This is a genomic window from Mesocryomonas lacus, assembly GCF_055730105.2.
This window is the reverse complement of sequence record NZ_JBUZWF020000003.1, coordinates 88,261-108,533: the sequence shown is the minus strand read 5'-3', so window position 1 is coordinate 108,533 and position 20,273 is coordinate 88,261. Positions and strand designations below refer to the sequence as shown.

18 protein-coding genes are annotated in these 20,273 nt (G+C 65.6%); 5 read left to right on the top strand and 13 right to left on the bottom strand.

The window, feature by feature from the left end:
- Positions 1-38: 38 nt before the first annotated feature.
- From hydA to aptA, 5 genes are read right to left on the bottom strand one after another with little or no spacing between them, the layout of a single operon-like run.
- A complete protein-coding gene (hydA, locus tag ACZLZQ_RS10340) occupies positions 39-1,487 on the bottom strand; it encodes a dihydropyrimidinase (RefSeq protein WP_472949311.1) in 1,449 nt (482 codons plus the stop codon).
- Complete coding sequence (locus tag ACZLZQ_RS10335) at positions 1,484-1,849, bottom strand: type II toxin-antitoxin system PemK/MazF family toxin (protein ID WP_472949310.1); 366 nt, start codon at positions 1,847-1,849, stop codon at positions 1,484-1,486. The genes hydA and ACZLZQ_RS10335 overlap by 4 nt, the downstream gene beginning before the upstream one ends.
- On the bottom strand, positions 1,846-2,049 hold the full coding sequence (locus tag ACZLZQ_RS10330; protein WP_472949309.1) for an antitoxin MazE-like protein: 204 nt from the start codon (positions 2,047-2,049) through the stop codon (positions 1,846-1,848). The genes ACZLZQ_RS10335 and ACZLZQ_RS10330 overlap by 4 nt, the downstream gene beginning before the upstream one ends.
- Before the next feature lie 43 nt (positions 2,050-2,092).
- On the bottom strand, positions 2,093-3,340 hold the full coding sequence (locus tag ACZLZQ_RS10325) for a Zn-dependent hydrolase (protein ID WP_472949308.1): 1,248 nt from the start codon (positions 3,338-3,340) through the stop codon (positions 2,093-2,095).
- Positions 3,341-3,379: 39 nt separating this feature from the next.
- Positions 3,380-4,726: an omega-aminotransferase AptA gene (aptA, locus tag ACZLZQ_RS10320; protein ID WP_472949307.1), complete on the bottom strand. Its 1,347-nt coding sequence runs from the start codon at positions 4,724-4,726 to the stop codon at positions 3,380-3,382.
- Positions 4,727-4,885: 159 nt separating this feature from the next.
- On the opposite strand from aptA, the gene ACZLZQ_RS10315 reads away from it, so the two are divergent.
- Positions 4,886-5,596: a TetR family transcriptional regulator C-terminal domain-containing protein gene (locus ACZLZQ_RS10315; RefSeq protein ID WP_472949306.1), complete on the top strand. Its 711-nt coding sequence runs from the start codon at positions 4,886-4,888 to the stop codon at positions 5,594-5,596.
- A 9-nt stretch (positions 5,597-5,605) separates the two neighbouring features.
- Here the strand turns inward: ACZLZQ_RS10315 and ACZLZQ_RS10310 are convergent, their stop codons facing one another.
- The 3 genes from ACZLZQ_RS10310 to ACZLZQ_RS10300 all read right to left on the bottom strand — a co-directional run bounded on the left by ACZLZQ_RS10310 (position 5,606) and on the right by ACZLZQ_RS10300 (position 10,949).
- Positions 5,606-8,068, bottom strand: coding sequence for a putative bifunctional diguanylate cyclase/phosphodiesterase (locus ACZLZQ_RS10310; RefSeq protein ID WP_472949305.1), 2,463 nt, complete (start codon positions 8,066-8,068; stop codon positions 5,606-5,608).
- A gap of 156 nt (positions 8,069-8,224) precedes the next feature.
- Positions 8,225-9,529: an NAD-dependent dihydropyrimidine dehydrogenase subunit PreA gene (preA, locus tag ACZLZQ_RS10305; protein ID WP_472949304.1), complete on the bottom strand. Its 1,305-nt coding sequence runs from the start codon at positions 9,527-9,529 to the stop codon at positions 8,225-8,227.
- Between the two features lie 10 nt (positions 9,530-9,539).
- Positions 9,540-10,949, bottom strand: coding sequence for an NAD(P)-dependent oxidoreductase (locus tag ACZLZQ_RS10300; protein WP_472949303.1), 1,410 nt, complete (start codon positions 10,947-10,949; stop codon positions 9,540-9,542).
- A 258-nt stretch (positions 10,950-11,207) separates the two neighbouring features.
- Between ACZLZQ_RS10300 and ACZLZQ_RS10295 the strand changes: the two genes are divergently transcribed.
- The 3 genes from ACZLZQ_RS10295 to ACZLZQ_RS10285 all read left to right on the top strand — a co-directional run bounded on the left by ACZLZQ_RS10295 (position 11,208) and on the right by ACZLZQ_RS10285 (position 13,972).
- Positions 11,208-12,251, top strand: a complete 1,044-nt coding sequence (locus tag ACZLZQ_RS10295; RefSeq protein WP_472949302.1) for an aldo/keto reductase — start codon at positions 11,208-11,210, stop codon at positions 12,249-12,251.
- 148 nt (positions 12,252-12,399) lie between these two features.
- Complete coding sequence (locus ACZLZQ_RS10290; RefSeq protein ID WP_472949301.1) at positions 12,400-13,398, top strand: L,D-transpeptidase family protein; 999 nt, start codon at positions 12,400-12,402, stop codon at positions 13,396-13,398.
- A gap of 238 nt (positions 13,399-13,636) precedes the next feature.
- A complete protein-coding gene (locus tag ACZLZQ_RS10285; RefSeq protein ID WP_472949300.1) occupies positions 13,637-13,972 on the top strand; it encodes a DUF2147 domain-containing protein in 336 nt (111 codons plus the stop codon).
- A 178-nt stretch (positions 13,973-14,150) separates the two neighbouring features.
- Here the strand turns inward: ACZLZQ_RS10285 and ACZLZQ_RS10280 are convergent, their stop codons facing one another.
- The 3 genes from ACZLZQ_RS10280 to ACZLZQ_RS10270 form a co-directional block, all read right to left on the bottom strand.
- On the bottom strand, positions 14,151-15,383 hold the full coding sequence (locus tag ACZLZQ_RS10280; RefSeq protein WP_472949299.1) for an NAD(P)/FAD-dependent oxidoreductase: 1,233 nt from the start codon (positions 15,381-15,383) through the stop codon (positions 14,151-14,153).
- A 178-nt stretch (positions 15,384-15,561) separates the two neighbouring features.
- Positions 15,562-17,484, bottom strand: coding sequence for a putative bifunctional diguanylate cyclase/phosphodiesterase (locus ACZLZQ_RS10275; protein WP_472949298.1), 1,923 nt, complete (start codon positions 17,482-17,484; stop codon positions 15,562-15,564).
- Positions 17,485-17,510: 26 nt separating this feature from the next.
- Positions 17,511-18,035 (bottom strand): putative pterin-binding protein, encoded by a 525-nt coding sequence (locus ACZLZQ_RS10270; RefSeq protein ID WP_472936137.1) that lies wholly within the window; start codon positions 18,033-18,035, stop codon positions 17,511-17,513.
- A 530-nt stretch (positions 18,036-18,565) separates the two neighbouring features.
- On the opposite strand from ACZLZQ_RS10270, the gene ACZLZQ_RS10265 reads away from it, so the two are divergent.
- The gene (locus ACZLZQ_RS10265; RefSeq protein WP_472936138.1) at positions 18,566-18,910 is read left to right on the top strand and encodes a RidA family protein; all 345 of its coding nucleotides are present in this window, start codon (positions 18,566-18,568) and stop codon (positions 18,908-18,910) included.
- A gap of 60 nt (positions 18,911-18,970) precedes the next feature.
- Here ACZLZQ_RS10265 and ACZLZQ_RS10260 read toward each other — a convergent pair whose 3' ends face one another.
- Complete coding sequence (locus ACZLZQ_RS10260; protein WP_472949297.1) at positions 18,971-19,750, bottom strand: SDR family NAD(P)-dependent oxidoreductase; 780 nt, start codon at positions 19,748-19,750, stop codon at positions 18,971-18,973.
- Positions 19,737-20,147 carry a DUF423 domain-containing protein gene (locus ACZLZQ_RS10255; RefSeq protein WP_472949296.1) on the bottom strand — a complete coding sequence of 137 codons (411 nt, stop codon included), beginning with the start codon at positions 20,145-20,147 and terminating at the stop codon, positions 19,737-19,739. The genes ACZLZQ_RS10260 and ACZLZQ_RS10255 overlap by 14 nt, the downstream gene beginning before the upstream one ends.
- Between the last annotated feature and the right edge of the window lie 126 nt (positions 20,148-20,273).

The following is a 20,273-nucleotide window of genomic DNA, read 5'->3' as shown; positions in this document are numbered from 1 at the left end:
CCCGCGCCGGCATCTGCCGTCCAGGACTGCCATGCCGCTCAAACGCCCGCCGGAATGCCGGAGCGTTCGACCCGGCGTGGCGCCGTCAGTTCCTTCCAAGTCGACAGGGCCTTGCCGACGGCCGCCCCCGCCGGCCGCGGCACGAACTGCCCGCTGCCGGTCTCAGCCCGCACCTCGCCGTCGCGATAGGCGATACGCCCGCGCGACAGGGTGACAGCGGCAAGCCCCCTCACCTCGACGCCTTCGAAGACGTTGTAGTCGATGATCGACTTCTGCGCCGCCGCCCGGATCGTCTTGGTCGCGCCGGGGTCGAAGACGACGAGGTCGGCATCGGCGCCTGGCAGGATGGCGCCCTTGCGGGGATAGATGTTCAGGATCTTGGCGATGTTGGTCGAGGTGGCTGCGACGAACTCGTTCATCGTCAGGCGCCCGGTGGCCACGCCCTTGGTCCAGAGCACCGACATCCGGTCCTCCAGCCCCCCGGTGCCGTTCGGGATCTTGGTGAAATCGCCGACGCCCATCCGCTTCTGCGCCGTCGTGAAAGCGCAATGGTCGGTCGCCACCACCTGCAGCGAGCCGCTGGCAAGGCCCGCCCAGAGCGAATCCTGGTGCTGCTTGTTGCGGAAGGGAGGGCTCATCACGCGGCGCGCGGCATAATCCCAGTCCGAGTTGAAGTACTCCCGCTCGTCGAGGGTCAGGTGCTGGATCAGCGGCTCGCCGAAGACCCGCATGCCCTTGGCCCGGGCCCGGCGGATCGCCTCGTGCGCCTGCTCGCAGGAAACGTGCACGACGTAGAGCGGCACGCCTGCCTGGTCGGCGATCATGATCGCCCGGTTGGTCGCCTCGCCTTCGACCTCGGGCGGGCGTGAATAGGCATGCGCCTCGGGCCCGCTATTGCCCTCGGCCATCAGTTTGGCTTGCAGGAAGGCGACGACGTCGCCGTTCTCTGCATGCACCAGCGGCAGCGCGCCGATCTCGGCGCAGCGCGAGAACGAGGCGAACATCTCGTCGTCGTTCACCATCAGCGCGCCCTTGTAGGCCATGAAGTGCTTGAACGAATTGATGCCGCGTTTCACTACCAGCGGCATCTCGTCGAACACCTGCTGCTCCCACCACGTGATCGCCATGTGGAAGGAAAAGTCGGTACGTGCCTTGCCGGCCTTCTGGTGCCAGGCCTGCAGCGCGTCGATCAACCCCTCGTTCGGCGCCGGCAGGCAGAAGTCGACGACCATCGTCGTGCCACCCGACAGCGCGGCCGCCGTGCCGGTGTCAAAATCCTCGGCGGCGTGCGTGCCCATGAACGGCATTTCGAGATGCGTGTGCGGGTCGATGCCGCCCGGCATGACATAGGCGCCGGACGCGTCGATCACCTCGTCGCCCTGAAGATCCGGCCCGATTGCCGCGATGGTCTCTCCGTCGATCAGCACGTCGGCGCGAAGGGTCAGGTCGGCGGTGACGACGGTGCCGCCCTTGATGACGATGGTCATGATGGATCCCTGAAATTCGAGAAATCGGCCAGCACTTGCCCAAGACCCAGGATGGTCAGGAGAGCGAAGTTGATGGACCGCATGTCGTCTTCATCGAGCGTCCCGATGATGGTGCCGATCTCGCGGGGCATGGCACCGGTGATCCGGTCCACCATCGCCTGCGAGAGGACATGCAAACCGTTGACGATGGAAGGCTTGAGCAGGGGCCGGATGATCGTCACTGGCACGAGTTCACTGGAAAGCGGGCACACGAGGACAGGATGATCGGTCCTGATCAAGGGAGTCGCTTGAACGATAATTCCGGGCCTTGGCTTCGCTGCCAGCCCGCGTGTGGAAACGGTGAAGACGTCACCCCGCTTCACGGCGTTTCATCGCCCCAAAGATCCCCCCGGACCTGGCGGATCCAGTCGTCGATCGTCGGATCCTCTGCGTCCGCGGCGGCGATCAGATCCATCTCTGCCCCAATACGAGCAGAGAATTTCGAGCTATCCCAATCCGGCACCCAAATCTCGACCGGCTTGTAGCCCTTGGCCAGAAGCTCCGTCCGCTCCGCCTCCGTCAATTCCCGCGGCCTTCCCATTCCAGCCTCCACCGAAAACTCGATCCTACGCCACGATCCCTGCCGTCTCGACCACGGCATGGAACAGCACGTTGGCCCCGGCCTTCGCCCAATCCTTGGTGATGGCCTCCGCCTCGTTGTGGCTGAGGCCATCGACGCAAGGGCAGAAGATCATCGCCGTCGGCGCCACGCGGTTGATCCAGCAGGCGTCGTGGCCGGCGCCAGAGACGATGTCGCGGTGGCTGAGGCCGAGCCGTTCGGCCGCCGAGCGGACGGCCGAGACGCAAGTCTGGTCGAAGGTGACGGGGTCGAAGTGCCCGACCTCTTCGACCGTCACTTCTAGCCCGAGCCCCTCAGCAATGATGTCGATCCCATCCTCGATCGCCGCACGCATGGCCTCCAGCGTCGTCTTGTCAGGCGAGCGGATGTCGACGGTAAAGACGGTGCGGCCGGCGATGATGTTGCGCGAGTTCGGGTACACCTCCATGTGCCCGACCGTGCCGACGGCACCCGGCTGGTAGTCCATCGCCACGGAGTGAACTAGTTCGAGCACCCGCGCCATGCCGAGGCCGGCATTGTGGCGCTTGCCCATCGGGGTGGAGCCGGTGTGGCTCTCCTTCCCCGTCAGGGTGACCTCGAGCCAATAGAGCCCTTGCCCGTGGGTGACGACGCCGATGTCGATACCCTCGTCCTCGAGAATCGGCCCTTGCTCGATGTGGTATTCGAAGAAGGCCTTCATCTTGCGCTCTCCGACCGGCTCGTCGCCCTCCCAGCCGATGCGCTTGAGTTCGTCGCCGAAGCGCTTGCCGCCGGCATCCGTCCGGTTCTTGGCCCAGGTCTCGTCCATGACGCCGGCGAAGACCCCGGAGGCGAGCATGGCGGGAGCGAAGCGCGCACCCTCCTCGTTCGTCCAGTTCACCACGACGATGGGATGCCTGGTCTTGATGCCGAGGTCGTTCAGCGTGCGGATCAGCTCCAGCCCCGCCAGGACGCCGAGCACACCGTCATACTTGCCGCCGGTCGGCTGGGTGTCGAGGTGGCTGCCGACATAGACCGGCAGCGCGTCGGGATCGGTGCCCTCGCGCCGCGCGAACATGGTGCCCATTGTGTCGAGCCCCATCGAGAGGCCGGCGGCCTCGCACCAGGACCGGAACAGCGCCCGCCCCTCGCCATCGGCATCCGTCAGCGTCTGGCGGTTGCTGCCGCCGGCGATCCCCGGACCGATCTTCGCCATCTCCTCCAGCGAGTCCCAGAGCCGGTCGCCGTCGATCTGGAGGTTGGTGGCAAGGGCCATGCGGGTCTTCTTCTGCTGGTGGCGGGAAGGCGGATGCCGTCAATCGAGATTGGCGAGGATGGTCCGCAGCGTTTCGGCGATCTCGTCGATCTGGGCCTCGGAAACGATCAGCGGCGGCGACAGCGCGATGATGTCGCCAGTGGTGCGGATGAGCAGCCCCGCCTCGTAGGCTTTCAGGAAAGCGGCGAAGGCGCGCTTCGTCGGCTGGCCCTGGATCGGCTCCAGCTCGATCGCGCCGATCAGGCCGACCGTGCGGATGTCGATGACATGCCGGCAGCCCTTCAGCGACTGGATCGCCTGAGACCAGACCGGCATCAACTCCTTCGCCCGCTCGAACAAGCCTTCCTCGCGGTAGGTGTCGAGCGTCGCCAGCGCCGCCGCCGAGGCGATCGGGTTGCCGGAATAGGTGTAGCCGTGCGCGAACTCGATCATCGCCGGCGGGCCCTGCATGAAGGCCTCGTAGATCTCGTCGCGCACGAAGACCGCGCCCATCGGGATCACGCCATTGGTCAGGCCCTTCGCGGTGACCATGATGTCGGGCGTGACGCCGTAATGATCGGCGGCAAAGGCCGCGCCCATGCGGCCGTAGCCGGTGATCACCTCGTCGAAGATCAGGAGGATGCCATGCTGGTCGCAGATCTCGCGCAGGCGCTTGAGGTAGCCTTTCGGCGGCGGCAGCACGCCGGTCGACCCCGCCACCGGCTCGACGATGACGGCGGCGATGGTCGAGGGATCGTGCAGGGTGGCGATCCGCAGCAGGTCGTCGGCGAGCTCCATGCCGTGCTCGGCCTCGCCGTCGGAATAGGGATTGCGGACGGGATCATGGGTGTGGCGCATGTGGTCCACGCCGGTGAGGAGCGTGCCGAACATCTTGCGGTTGCCGACGATGCCGCCGACCGAGATGCCGCCGAAATTGACGCCGTGATAGCCGCGCTCGCGGCCGATCAGCCGGAAGCGCCCGCCCTCGCCCTTCACCCGCTGGTAGGCCAGCGCGATCTTCAGCGCCGTCTCGACGGACTCCGAGCCGGAATTGGTGAAGAACACGTGGTCGAGCCCGGTCGGGGCGATCGCCGCCAACCGCGAGGCCAGCTCGAACGCCTTCGGATGCCCCATCTGGAAGGCCGGGGCGTAGTCGAGCTCGGCAGCCTGGCGCTGGATCGCCTCGGTGATCTTCGGGCGGCAATGGCCGGCATTGCAGCACCAGAGCCCGGCGGTGCCGTCCAGCACCTGGCGGCCGTCGGCCGTGGTGTAGTGCATGTCCTTGGCACCGACGAACATGCGCGGCGCCTCCTTGAACTGCCGGTTCGAGGTGAACGGCATCCAGAAGGCTTCGAGATTGTTGGGGGCGACCGGGGCGCCTCCCCGGATCGGCGCGGTGTCGTTCATGATGGGCGCTCCCCTCGATTCCGCGTCCATCCGCCAGGACACCGCGAATTCTTGACTACATGGTCAAAGGGAAGGCTAGAAGTGAGGCTCGAGCCGGTCAAGCGGCATTGCGGACGGCAGGTGGATTGTTTGGCCGGGGATACCGGGGATCGGCAGAACATGGATGCGAAGGCGGGCGAGGACGCAGGATCGGCCGGCGGGGAAGAGCGCCAGCAGACGCGAATCCAGCAGATCAACCGCGGCATCATCCTCGACGCGGCGCGTGAGGTCTTCTCCGTGCATGGCTTCCGCGGCTCGACCGTCGACCAGATCGCCGCCAAGGCCGGCATGTCGAAGCCGAACCTTCTCTACTATTTCCGCCGCAAGCAGGACATCTATGCCGCGGTCCTGGAATCGACGCTGGACGAATGGCTGGCACCGCTCGAGGCTCTTGATCCCAGCGGTGATCCCATCGAGGAACTGCGGCGCTACATCTCGGTGAAGCTCGCACTGTCGGCCGACAAGCCCGAAGCCTCGCGGCTCTTCGCCAACGAAATCCTGGCCGGCGCGCCGGCGATCGGCGGCTTCCTCACGACCCGCCTCAAGACACTGGTGCAAAAAAAGGCCGGCGTCATCCGCCGCTGGGTCGACGAAGGCAGGCTGGCGCCGATCGATCCGCACCACCTGATTTTCATGATCTGGGCGACGACCCAGCACTATGCCGATTTCGACATCCAGATCCGGGCGGTGCTCGGCCAGCAGGTCGGCAAGCCCGGCTTCCGGGAGCAGACCGCGCAGGCGGTGCTCAGCATCGTCCTCAACGGCATCCGTCCGCGGGATCAAGCCGCGGTGCCTCCGTCGGGATGCGCAAGGGACACTCTCCCTTCCTGAGACGACACATTACCGCAGACCGTCGCTGGCAAGCCTGCGCCCGGCCGGCACACCGAAAGCTTCGCCATCCAGCCGCTGCAGCTGCTGCGATACCGCCAGCAGCAGCAAGGGCAGTTCGCCAGCTGGCCGTGGCCGGCTGAACAGATACCCTTGCATATGGCTGCAGCCCTCCTCCTGCAGCAGCCGGTACTGTTCGACCGTCTCGACGCCCTCGGCGATGACCGCGATGTTCAAGGCGCGGCTGATCCCGAGGACCGCGCTGACGACTGCCCGGCTCTCGGGCTTGTCGATGTCGCGGACGAAGGACTGGTCGATCTTGATCTTGTCGAACGGGAAGCGCGTGAGGTAGCCGAGCGACGAGTAACCGGTGCCGAAATCATCCATCGCGATGCGCACACCGAGTTTGCGAAGGGCCGTCAGCATGTCGAGAATTTCCGGCGCCGGCGAGAGGAACAGCGACTCCGTGACCTCCATCTGCAGCCGGCCGGGCGCCAGTCCCGAACCGGCAAGCGCTGCGGCAACGTCGGACACCAAGGTCCCGCTGCGGAACTGAGCCGCGGAAAGATTGACCGAGAGCATCAGCTCCTCCGGCCATTCCGCGGCCTGTCCGCAGGCCGTCCGCAAGGCCCAGAGGCCGAATTCATCGATCAGGCCGAGTTCCTCGGCCACGGGAATGAATTGGGAAGGGGAGACGAAGCCCCGAAGCGGATGATTCCAGCGCAGCAGCACTTCGAAACCGGAAATCTGGCAGCGGCCGGCATCGACGAAGGGTTCGTAGACGAGATCGAGTTCGCCGTTCACCAATGCCAAGCGGAGATCGTCCTCGAAGGCATGGCGGATCTTGAGGTCCTCGCGCATTTCCGGGACGTAGAAGCGATACGCACTGCCCGCCTGTCGCTTGGCCGCATAAAGCGCAAGGTTGCAGCTCTGCATGACCGCGTCGGGCAAGCGCGTCGCCGCTGCATCCTTGTACGATACGCTGACGATACCGATGCTGGCCGATATCTGAACCGGGCGTGCCTCGATCGGGAAAGGCTGGAGGAAAGCTCGCAGAAGGCAATCGGCCAGGGCCGTCGCCGCTGCGGGCTGCGCGCCGGCTTCCTGGATGATGGCAAATTCGTCGCCGCCCAGACGCGCGACGACGTCGCGGGGCCCGGCGCAGGATCTCAGCCGTTCAGCAACCGCCTGCAGCAATCCATCGCCTGCCGGATGACCATAACTGTCGTTGATCAGCTTGAAGCCGCCGAGGTCGATGTAGAACACCGCGATCTCGCCAAAACCCGAGCCTCCCGTCAGAATGTCCTGCAGCGCCGTGCTGAACTGTCGGCGGTTGGCAAGCCCGGTCAGCGCGTCGTGTCCTGCAAGGTGCTCCAACCGCTGCGCGAAACGGTGCTGGACGGTGACATTCTCGAAGGTGATGACCAGCCCGCCGCCCCCGACACCGCGCCGCTTCACCTGGTAGATCTCGCCGTTCTCCATTTCGTGCAGGAAGACGCCGGTCTGGTGCGGTTCCAGAAACAGCTGAAAGGTCGGGTCGGCGAGGATGGTCGCGGCGCAGGCGCCGTGCCGGAATTGCTCGAACAGCTTTGCGAAGGGCTCGTTGAAGACGACGAGGTTCCGCTCGTGGTCCAGCATGCAGAGACCCTGCGGCATGTTGTTCATCGCTGCGAGGAACTGGTTTTCCTTGGCCGTCAGCGCGCTGCCGAGTGTGGTTGCTTGCATCAGGATGGAGCGCCGCCGGAGCTCGCTCTGCGTGCTGACCCAACTCCCGAGGTCCTTCAAGGCCAGTTGCAGGGCCATCAACTCCCGGGCACCGGCCGGCGCCTCCTTGCCGGCCGGCTTGCCCGTGGCCATCCCGCCGATGGCCGCCGTTGCCCGTCGCACCGGCTCGACCAGACTGCGGGAGATCCAGAAGGCCACCGCGGCCAAGCCGAGGAAGGAACAGGCAAGTCCCGCCAGATTGCTGCGGGCGGCGAGTGCGATCAGTCCGGTGACCTCACCCGCCAGGCGGCTCGCATCCTCGCGGGACGCGGCGATCGCCGCGTCGAGGGCGATTTCCAGCTTTGCGAGTTGTGCGAGGAGCGAGCGGCGGGTCAGATCGCCCCGGGTGCCCTGCAGGCCGACGAGGTCGTAGACGACGGCGTCGGTGGCACGCTGCGCCTCGGGCGCACGGACCGTGGGCATCGAGGCGCGAACCTCGGCCAGCATGCGGCCGACCGCGGCGGCAAGCACCCCTCGGTCGGCGGTATCGAGGGCAACCTCGGAGCCTTGCAACTGGGAAAAATGCGCCTCGGTCAGCGCCGCGGCGTGACGGGCGGCTTCAAGGTTCGACGCCGAGGCCAGCACGGCCGCGTATTCCTGGTTGAAGCGCACGTCGATCCTGTCGTGCGTGCGCTCGCTGACGATCCCGACCAAAAGTGTCAGAACGCCAAAGACCCCACATAGCAGCATCAACCGCAGATTGATCGACATGACGGCTTAGGCCCCTGGTCAGGGGGATCGTGCGAACCGTGCGCCCCCGTGAGTAATAGCTTAGGTAGCTACTAACTTCCAGAAAGTTAAGGCGAAACGAAAAGACGTACGCGGCCATGCCCTCGATCGCGGAGACCTTGACGCTAGCAACCAGGCTCAAGCCGGCTCGAGCTTCGCCGCCGGGTTGCTCGGATGCGTTGTCCAGTTCGCGTAAGTCGCCGGGATCGGACGATCGGTGCGGGGATCATAATCGCCGATCTGCTCCATGGTGATGCAGTCCTCGACCGGGCAGACATTGACGCAGAGATTGCAGCCGACGCACTCCGCGTCGATCACCTCGAAGTGCCGGACACCGTCGACCTCGCGGGTGATCGCCTGATGCGAGGTATCCTCGCAGGCGATGTGGCAGCGGCCGCACTGGATGCAGAGATCCTGGTCGATCCGCGCCTTGGTGACGTAGTTGAGGTTAAGGTACTGCCAGTCGGTGACGTTCGGCACCGCGCGGCCGCGGAAATCCTCGATCGTCCGGTAGCCCTTCTCGTCCATCCAGTCGGAGAGGCCGGACACCATCTCCTGCACGATCTTGAAGCCGTAGGTCATGGCCGCGGTGCAGACCTGCACGGTGCCGCAGCCGAGCGCAATGAACTCTGCCGCATCGCGCCAAGTGGTGATGCCGCCAATGCCGGAGATCGGCATGCCGCGCGTCGCTGCGTCACGGGCGATCTCGGCGACCATGTTCAGCGCGATCGGCTTCACCGCCGGGCCGCAATAGCCGCCATGGCTGCCCTTGCCGTCGATGGTCGGGGTCGGCGCGAAATTGTCGAGATCGATCGAGATGATCGAGGAAATGGTGTTGATCAGCGACACCGCATCGGCGCCGCCGGCCCGCGCCGCGCGGGCGGGATAGCGGATGTCGGTGATGTTCGGCGTCAGCTTGACGATCACCGGCAACCGCGAGTGCTGTTTGCACCAGCGCGCCACCATCTCGATGTATTCCGGCACCTGCCCGACCGCCGAGCCCATGCCGCGTTCGCTCATGCCGTGCGGACAGCCGAAGTTCAGCTCGACGCCGTCGGCGCCCGTCTGCTCCACGGCCTGGACGATCGAGCGCCAGCTCTCCTCCTCGCAAGGGACCATCAGCGAGACGATCATCGCGCGGTCCGGCCAGTTCCGCTTGACCCGCGCGATCTCCTCGAGATTGAGGTCGAGCGCCCGGTCGGTGATCAGCTCGATGTTGTTGAGGCCGAGCAGCCGTCGGCCCGGCCCATACACAGCGCCATAGCGCGGTCCGTTGACGTTGACGACGGGATCGCCCTCGCCAAGCGTCTTCCAGACGACCCCGCCCCAGCCGGCCTCGAAGGCGCGCTGGACGTTGTACTCCTTGTCGGTCGGCGGTGCCGACGCCAGCCAGAACGGGTTCGGCGAAGAGATGCCGAGGAAGGTCGTCGACAGGTCGGCCATAGCTTTCTCCTCAGCGCGCGGTCAGGGACGAACAGGCGGAGGACAGCGTCCCGGCGAGCCGGGCGGCGATCCCCGCCGGGGCACTCAAGGCCTCGTGGATGCTCATCGCCGCCACCTTGCCGTCCTCGACCGCGACGACGGTAAGGTCCTCGCCGCCGGCCGCGCAATCGCCGCCCGCCCAGACACCGGCAAGACTGGTGCGGCGGTCGGCATCGACCTTGATGCGGCCCGCCTCCAGCGCGAGGAGGCCCTCGACGCCGACCGGCAGAAACGCCTGGCCGATCGCCTTGAAAACCTGGTCGGCCTCGATCGTCACCCGCTCGTCGGTCACGATCAGGCGCCCGTCCTCGACCAGTGTGCGCGCAAACACGACGCCGGACACCGCGCCGCCCTCCGTCAGGATCTTCACCGGCTGCAGATGCAAGCGCAACGAGACGCCGCGGGTTTGCGCCAGTTCCTGCTCGTAGCGCGAGGCGTTCATCGCCGCCTGCCCGCGGCGGTAGGCGACCGTCACTTCCTCGGCGCCGAGGGCCTTCGCCTGGACGGCGGCATCGATGGCGGTCATGCCGCCGCCGATCACCACGACACGCCGGCCGATCGGCACCGTCGCGACGTCATCGGCCTGCCGCAGCCCCGCAATCCAGTCGACCGCGTCGAGCGCGCCGGCCGCGGCCTCCCCCTCGACCTGCAGCGCGTTGACGCCGGCCAGCCCCATGCCGAGGAAGACGGCGTCGAAGGTGGCGTTGAGATCGTCCAGCTGCAGGTCGCGACCGAGCATCTTGCCGGTCTCCACCGTGATCCCGCCGATCCCGAGGATGAACTCGACCTCGCGCTGGGCGAAGTCGTCGACGGCCTTGTAGGCCGCGATGCCGAACTCGTTGAGGCCGCCAGCTTTCGGACGGGCGTCGAAGAGGGTGACGTCGTGCCCGAGGAGAGCCAGCCGGTGGGCGCAGGAGAGGCCCGCAGGCCCCGCCCCGACAACCGCCACCCGCTTGCCGGTCGGCGCGGCGCGGCTGAAGGGATGCCCTTCGCGCGCCATCAGATGGTCGGTCGCGTGGCGCTGCAGGAGGCCGATCCGCACCGGCTTGCCCTCGGCCACCTCGCGCACGCAGACCTCCTCGCACAGCGTCTCGGTCGGGCAGACGCGGGCGCACATGCCGCCGAGGATGTTGGACTGGAGGATGGTTTTTGCGGCGCCCGTCGGGTTGCCGGCCTGGATCTCGCGGATGAAGAGCGGGATGTCGATCGAGGTCGGGCAGGCTGTCATGCACGGCGCGTCGTAGCAGAAATAGCAGCGGTCAGCCTCGACCAGTGCCTCGTGCCGGTCGAGCGGCGGGTGCACGTCTGCGAAGTTGGCGGAGAGTTGCTCCGGCGAAAGCCGGGCACAGGCAATATCGAGAACGGCAGGCGCTTCAGTCATGCGAAACCAGCCTCATCTGCAGCCGTCCGGTCAGTGCGCCGGACTGATCCAGTTTAGAATGGTCCGAAATTTCAGAACGGTCAAATTTTTTATCATCTGGTCAAAGATTTTGCCGCGGTGTCGGCAAGGCCCTGCTTTGCGGCCAATGCGCCGTCCTGAAGCGCGCGCTACCGGACATCAGACTGGATCGCCGACCGATCCTTCCGTATGAAGCGGCGAAGCTCCCAAATCCTCCCTTCCCATCATCGGACAAAGCCCATGAAAACCCGCCCGCTCGGCCGTACCGGCCTGGACGTCAGCGAGATCTGCCTCGGCACCATGACCTGGGGCAGCCAGAACAGCGAGGCCGAGGGCCATGCTCAGATGGACTATGCCGTCGCGCACGGCGTCAATTTCTTCGACACCGCCGAAATGTACCCGACGACGCCGCTGGCGAAAGAGACCGTCGGTCGGACCGAGGAGATCGTCGGCAGCTGGCTGAAGGCCTCCGGCAAACGGCAGGACATCATCGTCGCGACCAAGATCATCGGCGCCGGCAATGACAAGGTTCGCGATGGCGGGCCGATCTCGCCGGAGAGCCTGAAGATCGCCGTCGACGGCAGCCTCGCCCGCCTGCAGACCGACGTCATCGACCTCTACCAGCTGCACTGGCCGAACCGCGGCTCCTACCATTTCCGCAAGTCCTGGACCTATGATCCGTCGGGACAGGATCCCGTCGCCATCCGCGACAACATGCAGGCCGTCCTCGAGACGCTCGCGGAGCTGATCGCCGCCGGCAAGATCCGCCACGTCGGACTGTCCAACGAGACCGCCTGGGGCACGGCGCAATTCCTCGAGCTGTCGCGGGCCCAAGGCCTGCCGCGCATGGCCTCGCTGCAGAACGAGTACAGCCTGATGCACCGCATCTACGACCTCGATCTGGCGGAGCTCTCGCTGAACGAGGATGTCGGGCTGCTCGCCTATTCGCCGCTCGCCGCTGGCCTTCTCACCGGCAAATATGCCGAGGGCGCCAAGCCCGAGGGGTCGCGCGCGACCATCAACACCGATCTCGGCGGCCGGTTCACGCCCTCGGCGCTGTCGGTGGCCGACGAATACACCGCGATCGCCCGCCGGCATGGGCTCGACCCCAGCCAGATGGCTTTGGCCTTCTGCCTGACCCGGCCCTTCATGGCCTCGGTCATCATCGGCGCGACGACGATGGACCAGCTCGCCACCGACATCGGCGCGGCCGATCTCGTGCTCGGCGCCGACGTGATGGAAGAGATCGCGGCCGTCTACCGCCGCTATCCCCTCCCCCTCTGACGCCGCCGGGGGTGAAGCGGTTGTAAAGACGCCGTTTACCATGACGGCCTATCCTGCCGGCGACCGTCAAATCGCCGGCTTTGCGTGCGATCGGCATCGTGGTCGCACGCAACCTGCCGATGCTGGCCCCATGGGCTCTGGAGAAACGATGCTATCTGGCTTGCGCATCCTCGCGATATCGGCGGCCCTCGCTTTGACGGGCTGCGTCTCCGTGACGGAAGACGCCTACAAGGGCATTGCCGAGATCGCCGCCCTGCAGCAGCGGCCGCAAGGCTCGGTGCTCGTGCGAATCTTCAAGGAGGAAAGCGAGCTTGAGGTCTGGAAGCTCGGCGCGGACGGACGCTATGCGCTGGCCAAGAGCTTTCCGCTTTGCCGCTGGTCCGGCAAGCTCGGCCCGAAGACCAAGATCGGCGACCGGCAGGCGCCCGAAGGCTTCTACCGCGTCACCAGGGCCAATCTGAACCCGAACTCGAAATACTACCGCTCTTTCAATCTCGGCTATCCCAACCCGCTTGAGGCGTCGCTCGGCTACACCGGTGACGCACTGATGGTGCACGGCGCTTGCTCGTCGGCCGGATGCTTTGCGATGACCGACGAGGGCGTCGGCGAGGTCTACGCCATGGTCGAGGCTGCGCTTGCCTCGGGCCAGACCGATTTCCAGGTCCAGGCCTTTCCGTTCCGCATGACGCCCACCGAAATGGCGAAGCACCGCTTCGATCCGAACATGGCGTTCTGGAAGAACTTGAAGCTCGGCTACGATGTTTTCGAGGCGACCCGACGCGAACCGAAGGTCGACGCCTGCGGCGGTCGCTATGTTTTCGATGCCGAGCCCGCCGTTCCCGGCACGGTGATCAACCCGGCGGCCGCCTGTCCGCCGATGAAGAGCCGGATCGACCAGCGTGTGGCCGCCCAGAGGGCCCGCGACAGCGTGCAGTTGCAGGCATTGCTGGAGTCCGGAAAGGCCGGCAGCGCCTCCGCCTATGCCGATGGCGGGATGCATCCGCGGTTCCGCGACATGCTGGCGCAACTCGGCGCCGACGGCCTTGCCAAGCAGACCTCGGGCACCTCTGTCCAGATCAGCCGGCCGGATGCAGCGCTCGCCGATCCCTACGTCGCCCCCGCTCCCGCAAAATCGCCTACGCCCTGAACGCGTCGTCGCCCTCTTTAATGGGGAACGCGCCCGACTGAGTTTAGCCTGCGTTCTGAACTGGTCTTCTTAAGCGTGGGCCCTCGGGGCGGCTGCGCAGGATCACTCGGAAGTGACGATCTCGCGCCCCTGCAAAGCCTGAGTTTGCGGGCGGGTGCGCCATTGGCATGGACTGGAATCGGAACGTCAGACGCGCCACGTGCGTATTGCTGGAACGAAACATTGACGTGAGATATCCATGCTGAAGTCCCTCATCGCCGCGACGCTGGTCCTGTCCTCGACTGCTGCCTTCGCGGCAGAGCCTATCGTCGGCAAGTGGAAGGCGCCCGGCGGCGGCATCGTGAATATTGCCCCCTGCTCGAGCGGCTTCTGCGCGACGGTCATTTCCGGCCAGCACAAAGGCAAGGATGCCGGGACGATGAACGGCTCCGGCGCAAAGTACGAGGGCACCGTCACCGACCCGCGCGACAACAATACCTATAGCGGCAGCGCCGACGTGCAGGGCGACAAGCTAAACCTGACGGGCTGCGCTCTCAAAATTCTTTGCAAGACGCAGGTCTGGGTCCGCGTTTAGGACGATCGAAGACAATTCAAACATGCAAGGCGCACTTCCTTTTCTCGTTTAGAGGGGGTGCTACTTGCAGTTTCTATGTCATTCGACCTGCTGGCTGCAGCCAGCTCCCTCTGATCATTCGGCACTTGCTGCCAGGCATTGAATGCCGTTCTTAACGCTTCAAACGTTGGTGCGCATTTTAGGCTATCGCAGCTGAAAGCCTTCCGAGATGGCTCTTGAGATCGAAGTCAGCGCTCGCGATTTCGGCTTTTGCCAGCGTGAAATCACCTGACAGAAATTTGCGGCCTGCCATGTGGTCGCCGGGACGATTGACCGTCTCGATCCCGAGGAGACGGTCGCCGCGGAAGCAGTAGGTGATGAGGCGGCCCTCGGTGAATGAACCGGCGACATGGACATGATCGGCTGACGCGGTAATGCCGGCGATCTGTAGCTTGTAGCTCCCCTGATCGCTCCAGAACCACGGCACGCTGTCGTAGGCCGTGTCGCCCCCGATGATGCGTGCCGCAACGCATTTCGCCTGATCGACCGCGTTCTGGACCGATTCCAGCCGAACCCATCCCGCCGCATGCCGGCTGTGAAAGACCGCACAGTCCCCGATCGCGAAGATCCGCGAATCGCTGGTGGTCATGAACCGGTCGACGGTGATTCCGCCCGCCGTCTCGAGGCCGGCATGGGCCGCGACCTCGTCATTCGGCACGACGCCGGCGGCCATCAGCACCAGGTCCGCTGGGTCGAACCCTCGGTCCGTCTCGACCCCGCGCACCGCCGTCTCGCCAGCAATGCCGATGATCGCAGCACCCAGCACCACCGTCGTCCCCATGGCGCGGTGCGCTTCCAGAAAGAAGTCGGAGATCGCCGGCGACACGACGCGACCCATCAGCCGGTCCGTCGCCTCGTAGACGGTGACGGCAAGGCCTTTCAACCGCGCCGAAGCGGCGACCTCGAGGCCGATGAATCCGCCACCGATCACCGCAAGACGCTCAGCCGTCCCGAGAGCGAGGCGCAGTTGTTCCGCCTCGGCTGCGCTGCGCAGCAGGTGAACGCCGGGAAGCCCCGCTCCCGGCAAGGCAAGCACCCGGTTACGGGCGCCCAAAGCGAGGATGAGGTGGTCGAAGGCGACGGTCGTGCCGGAGGCGAGTTGGACCCGGCCAGCCTCCCGGTGGATCTGCCGCAGCCCATCGGACAGGCGGAGTTCAATGCGGTTCTGCTCGTAGAAGTTTTCGGGACGCAAGGGCAGGCGATCGAAGCCGAAGTCGTCTTTTAGATAGGCTTTCGACAGCGGGGGGCGTTGATAGGGCAACCGGCCCTCGTCACCGACAAGCATGATCTCGCCGTCAAAGCCCGCCAGCCGCAGGCTATGTGCCGCCTGGAATCCCGCCTGACCGGCACCGGCGATGACGACGCGCGTCATCGCGAAGTTCTAGTGGCGACGAACCGCAAGTGCGTGGTTTGCCTGAGGGGGAAAAGAGACGACGACTGCATCCGGAACCTTCATGCAAGAGCGCGTCGGTCTACAGCGGTTTCGAGCGCCGATCCAGCGCCCGAGTCTCCATGGCGGAGCAGATACCTTATCAAAAAACTGGCCTTATTCAGACGGGAAGGCACTTCAGCAATCTCGGCGCCAACGGCTGCGCCTCGCGCGCGAGGCGTTCGGCAGCCTGGGCCGCGTTCATGGGCCGGTCGAACAGGTAGCCTTGCCCCTCGCTGCACCCGGCGGCGCGAACCATGGCGAGCTGTTCGGCGGTCTCGATGCCTTCCGCCACCGTCGCCATGCCGAGCTTGCTGGCGAGATCGCAGATGGCGTGGATGATGACGGCCTCGTTCGATCGATGCGAAGCGCCGCGGACGAAGGACTGATCGATCTTGATGACGTCGAAGGGAAAGCGCGTGAGATAGCTTAGCGAGGCATAGCCCGTCCCAAAGTCGTCGAGTGCGATCTGCACGCCGACCTCGCGCAGTGCGTTAAGCGTGACCAGCACGGACTGGTCGTTCTGCAAAAGCGCCGACTCGGTGATTTCCAGCGTCAGCCGTTCCGGCGTCAGCGCATGACGGGTCAGGGCATCGAGCACACAGGATCGAAGATCGGGGTCAACGAACTGCCGCGCCGACAGATTGACCGCGACGCCGACATCATCGGGCCAACCGGAAGCCACCGCGCAGGCCCGGTCGATGATCCACCGTCCGACCGGCAGAATGAAGCCGGTCTCCTCGGCGATCTCGATGAACTCGCCCGGCAGCACCCAGCCTCTTGAGGGGTGATTCCAGCGTAGCAGAGCCTCGAAGCCGCTGGTGCGTCGGTTGTCCAGAACGATGATCGGCTGGAAATAGACCTCGAACTGACCTTCCGCCAGCGCGACGTCAAAATCGCTGATCAGCGTCTGGCGCGCCAGATAGGCAGCTTTCAGCCCGGGCTCGTAGACATGGTATCCCCCGCGCCGTGCACCCTTGGTGGCGTAAAGCGCAAGATCGGCATTCCGCAGCAACTCGTCGGGGTCCCGGTCGTCCGGGCTGGCCACCGCGATCCCGATGCTGCCACCGGTGACCAGCATCTTCTGCGCCACCGCGAAGGGGGTCTCGAAGGCCTCTCCGATCCGCTGTGCCGACGCTTCCGCGGCCGCCAACGCGTCTGGGCAACGATAAATCGCCGCGAACTCGTCTCCTCCCAGCCGCGCGAACAGCACGGCGTCGGACAGGACCGGCCGCAGCCGTGCAGCCACCATCGTCAGCAGCTGGTCGCCGGCGGCATGGCCTTGCGTATCGTTCACGTCCTTGAAGAAATCGAGGTCGAACGTCAGCACGGCCAATGTCTCGCGTGGCTTTGCGGCCTGGAATTCGGCGGCCAGCACGGTGTTGAACGCCAGTCGGTTCGGCAACCGCGTCAGCACGTCGATGCCGGCACTCTTGTGGGCCCGCCGCCGCGCCCGCCGCAGCAGCGCGATCACGGTGATGCCACAGGCGAGCAAGCCGAGAATGTTCCCCAGCAACAGCCAGAGGATGTAGGCGAGCTTGTGCTCGTTGTCGGCGATGCGGGTTGCCGCCGACGATGTCGTCAGCGCCGCCAGCCGTGTCGCTTGCCGGTTCAAGGGCTCGAAGATCGCCAAGACGTCGACCGCGTCCTCCGCGCTGCGAAGCTGTGCGACCTTCGGCGCAGCGGCCGCGACAGCTGACCGCAAGCGCCGGATGAGGTCGCTGGCCTCCTCGCTGTCCTGGCGAACCTTGCGGGACTCAGCGGTCGCCAGCACCAGCATGCGGTTCTCGAGGATCGAGAACCGCAGCGCGACATCGTCGTCGGTGATCGTCGACCCCGGCAGGAACCGCGCGGCGACGGTCGACTGAAGACGGGCCAGTTCAGGCGACGTCGCCATGACCTCGTAGATGACGTTGTTCTCGGACGAGGTGGCAATGCGCTGGATGTACCGGGTGCTCGACAGGAGCATCGCCGCCGCGACGATACCGAGCCCCGCCGTTACCACCAGCAGCGGCAGTTCCCACCTGTCTTCGATCCGGGTCATGCCGCACCTTGTTCCGGACGATCAGGCTAAAGAATGTCCATCCGAGCGATCTGCCAAACGCAGCGCATGTAGAAGCTCTGTCGCTGGAGTTCGGTGGCGTCGTCGAAAGGATAGACGATGAAGAGCGGCCCCTTATTGCTGACCGGCATCAATTCTCCATCGCGGCGAATGGCCAGGATCGAGCCCTCGTCCGCAAGGCCGGCCATCGGCATGTCCGCAACGTAGTCGTTCAACGCCGTCGTGCGAATGGTGGAGCCGGAGGCTTCGACCGCCTTCATCAGAACGCTCATCGGCACGCCTTCCCAGGTGACGACACCATCGGTCCACGGCGTCTTCGTCTTGAAGCTGCGGGTGCCCAGAGCGTCCAGCATCGCGACGTCGAAGACGGCCTCGTCATCCACGTTGTGCAGGCCGATCTTTCCGCCGATGCGCAGCACCGGCTTTCCCGTCGGCTTGCCGAGTTCGGCAGCCTGTGCGCGAGGGCCAAGGCCGCAAAGCGCCGCGCCGGTGGCCATCGCCAGGAGATGCCGGCGCGTGAGAGAAACAGTCATCGTCTCGGATCTTTCCTGTTGGACCAAGGCTGTCCCGGATACCGGGATCAGCCGGGATCTGTTGTCGTTGGTGTCCGCCGACGACCCGCCGGAGTTACTAACAACCGCGGACGGCGGATGCGCTCATCTCGAGGACAAAGCAGAACCGCCCGAAATGACCAGGAATCTTATAGCGATCGCTCATTAACAACCTACCAATTCATTCTCTTTAACATTAGCAGCATGAAACGAGTAAAGATTTGTAGATTGATTAACGATTAGCCTGACAATCAGCAGAGCAACCTATGGAACGCTTTCGGTGAGGCGGAACACGACTCTCCTATCGGCTGAAATAGTTCACCATCCGCAACTTACACCATAGGTAAAGCTACGCCTTGGTTGAAGCGCGGCAGCCGTGCCAACCAGAACGACAGCGGGAGCAACGGTCGACGTGCGCCCGAACCGGCTCGGCCGGTGCGCCCCATTCCGGCTTCACCGTCACGCGCTCCCCTGTTAAGGAGGCGCGTCCCCCTTCCAGAAGGATTATCCGAATGACCATTCGCCGCATCGAGCCGGGCACGCGCATGTCCGGCGCTGTCGTCCACGGTGACACCGTCTACCTCGCCGGCCAGGTCGGAAACGCCGGCGACGACGTCACGGCGCAGACCAAGACCGCGCTTGCAGAAGTCGACCGGCTGCTCGCTGCCGCTGGCACGGACAAGTCGAAGATCCTGAACGCCACCATCTGGCTCGCGGACATCGCTGATTTCGGCAAGATGAACGCCGTCTGGGATGCCTGGGTGGACCCGGCCAACCCGCCGGCGCGAGCCACCGGCGAGTCCAAGCTGGCAACGCCGGACTACCTCGTCGAAGTGATCGTCATTGCCGCCGTCTGATCCGGCGCCGCGCTTAACCTCAGATGCAAGACCTTGCGCCGGCGGCCGATGCCGCCGGCCTCAGCCCATGAACTGGCCGCCATTCACTTCGATCACCTGCCCCGTGACGTAGCCGGACAGAAGGCTGGAGGCGAGGTAGAGATAGGCCGGCGCGCAATCCTCGGCCGTGCCGAGGCGCTGCAGCGGGATCACCTTTGCCGTGGCCTGCAGTTTCTCCTCCGACGAATAGCGGCGGTGGAAGTCGGTCATGATGGTGCCCGGCGAGACGGCGTTTACCCTGATGCCGTCCGGCGCAAGTTCCCGCGCCAGCGCACGGCTCCAGGTCGACACGAAGGCTTTCGCGCCGGAATAGAGCGAAGAGCCGGCGCTGCCGCCGGTGCGCGCGGAAATCGACACCGTGTTGACGATCGATGCCACCTTGGCATCCCGGAGGCGGGGAATGAGCGCTGCCGTCAGCGCGACCGTGGCGCGGATGTTGAGATCGAGAATGGCATCATAGGCCGCAGGCGTTTCTTCGGCGGGAACCCGGCCGCCCATCGTCCCGGCATTGTTGACGAGGACATGGATGGGGCCGCCTTCCGAGAGCACCGCGCTCGCCAGTCCCTCGGCGCCGCCGGGGACGGAAAGGTCCGCCGTCAGCACGCGCAGCCGGTCGAGCGCCTCGGCCGTCAGACCCGGCGTCAGGTCACGCGCGACATATTCCTCCGTACGGCCGACATGCGCGACGACCTCCGCCCCGCAGGCGAGGAAGCCCCGCGCGACCGCCGCGCCGATGCCGCGTCCCGCCCCGGTGATCACCACCCGCTGGCCGGCGAACAGGCTCTGGTCAAATCCTCGCATCGTCACGCTCCCCCGACTGCCTCTGCCCTTTGTGTCCGGCCGCTGCCAGCACCGCGCCGATCACCACCAGCAGCCATCCACCGATCAGGATCATCCCGCCCGCCGGTGCCGCATTCTCGAACAGCCGGTCGCCGAGAAAGCGACGGGCGGCAAGGTCGCCGGAGAACAGCAGTGTCCCGACGATCAGAACGAGGCCGGAGGCCGCGCGCCACCGGAGGAGATCGCGCGGCAGCGCCGCCAGCGCCAGGAGAACCGGCGCGTGCACCAAGGCGATCGCGGCGGCGATGGCCACGAAGCGATCGTCGCCGCCATGCGCGGCAACGGCGGCACCGCCGACGCCCAGCATGCCGAGAAGGCCGGCGGCGATGATCAGGACGGATCGGAGGGCTTTCTGCATCCTGCCTGTCTAGCGCAAGCCCGCGCGCCGGCACAGCCTTTCCGGCACTGCCCGAGGACAGCGGAAAAGTTGCACGACCGCCGGTCACTTTACCTTTGCCGCCCGATTTGCGACCAACGGGGACAC

What these genes read in the sequence shown, in the direction of transcription:
- ACZLZQ_RS10260 (WP_472949297.1), bottom strand. Translation starts at nt 19,750, where the DNA reads ATGCGAGGATTTGACCAGAGCCTGTTCGCCGGCCAGCGGGTGGTGATC.
- ACZLZQ_RS10325 (WP_472949308.1), bottom strand. Translation starts at nt 3,340, where the DNA reads ATGGCCCTTGCCACCAACCTCCAGATCGACGGCGACCGGCTCTGGGAC.
- ACZLZQ_RS10300 (WP_472949303.1), bottom strand. Translation starts at nt 10,949, where the DNA reads ATGACTGAAGCGCCTGCCGTTCTCGATATTGCCTGTGCCCGGCTTTCG.
- preA (WP_472949304.1), bottom strand. Translation starts at nt 9,529, where the DNA reads ATGGCCGACCTGTCGACGACCTTCCTCGGCATCTCTTCGCCGAACCCG.
- ACZLZQ_RS10285 (WP_472949300.1), top strand. Translation starts at nt 13,637, where the DNA reads ATGCTGAAGTCCCTCATCGCCGCGACGCTGGTCCTGTCCTCGACTGCT.
- ACZLZQ_RS10255 (WP_472949296.1), bottom strand. Translation starts at nt 20,147, where the DNA reads ATGCAGAAAGCCCTCCGATCCGTCCTGATCATCGCCGCCGGCCTTCTC.
- ACZLZQ_RS10290 (WP_472949301.1), top strand. Translation starts at nt 12,400, where the DNA reads ATGCTATCTGGCTTGCGCATCCTCGCGATATCGGCGGCCCTCGCTTTG.
- ACZLZQ_RS10295 (WP_472949302.1), top strand. Translation starts at nt 11,208, where the DNA reads ATGAAAACCCGCCCGCTCGGCCGTACCGGCCTGGACGTCAGCGAGATC.
- ACZLZQ_RS10265 (WP_472936138.1), top strand. Translation starts at nt 18,566, where the DNA reads ATGACCATTCGCCGCATCGAGCCGGGCACGCGCATGTCCGGCGCTGTC.
- ACZLZQ_RS10275 (WP_472949298.1), bottom strand. Translation starts at nt 17,484, where the DNA reads ATGACCCGGATCGAAGACAGGTGGGAACTGCCGCTGCTGGTGGTAACG.
- ACZLZQ_RS10280 (WP_472949299.1), bottom strand. Translation starts at nt 15,383, where the DNA reads ATGACGCGCGTCGTCATCGCCGGTGCCGGTCAGGCGGGATTCCAGGCG.
- hydA (WP_472949311.1), bottom strand. Translation starts at nt 1,487, where the DNA reads ATGACCATCGTCATCAAGGGCGGCACCGTCGTCACCGCCGACCTGACC.
- ACZLZQ_RS10310 (WP_472949305.1), bottom strand. Translation starts at nt 8,068, where the DNA reads ATGTCGATCAATCTGCGGTTGATGCTGCTATGTGGGGTCTTTGGCGTT.
- ACZLZQ_RS10315 (WP_472949306.1), top strand. Translation starts at nt 4,886, where the DNA reads ATGGATGCGAAGGCGGGCGAGGACGCAGGATCGGCCGGCGGGGAAGAG.
- aptA (WP_472949307.1), bottom strand. Translation starts at nt 4,726, where the DNA reads ATGAACGACACCGCGCCGATCCGGGGAGGCGCCCCGGTCGCCCCCAAC.
- ACZLZQ_RS10270 (WP_472936137.1), bottom strand. Translation starts at nt 18,035, where the DNA reads ATGACTGTTTCTCTCACGCGCCGGCATCTCCTGGCGATGGCCACCGGC.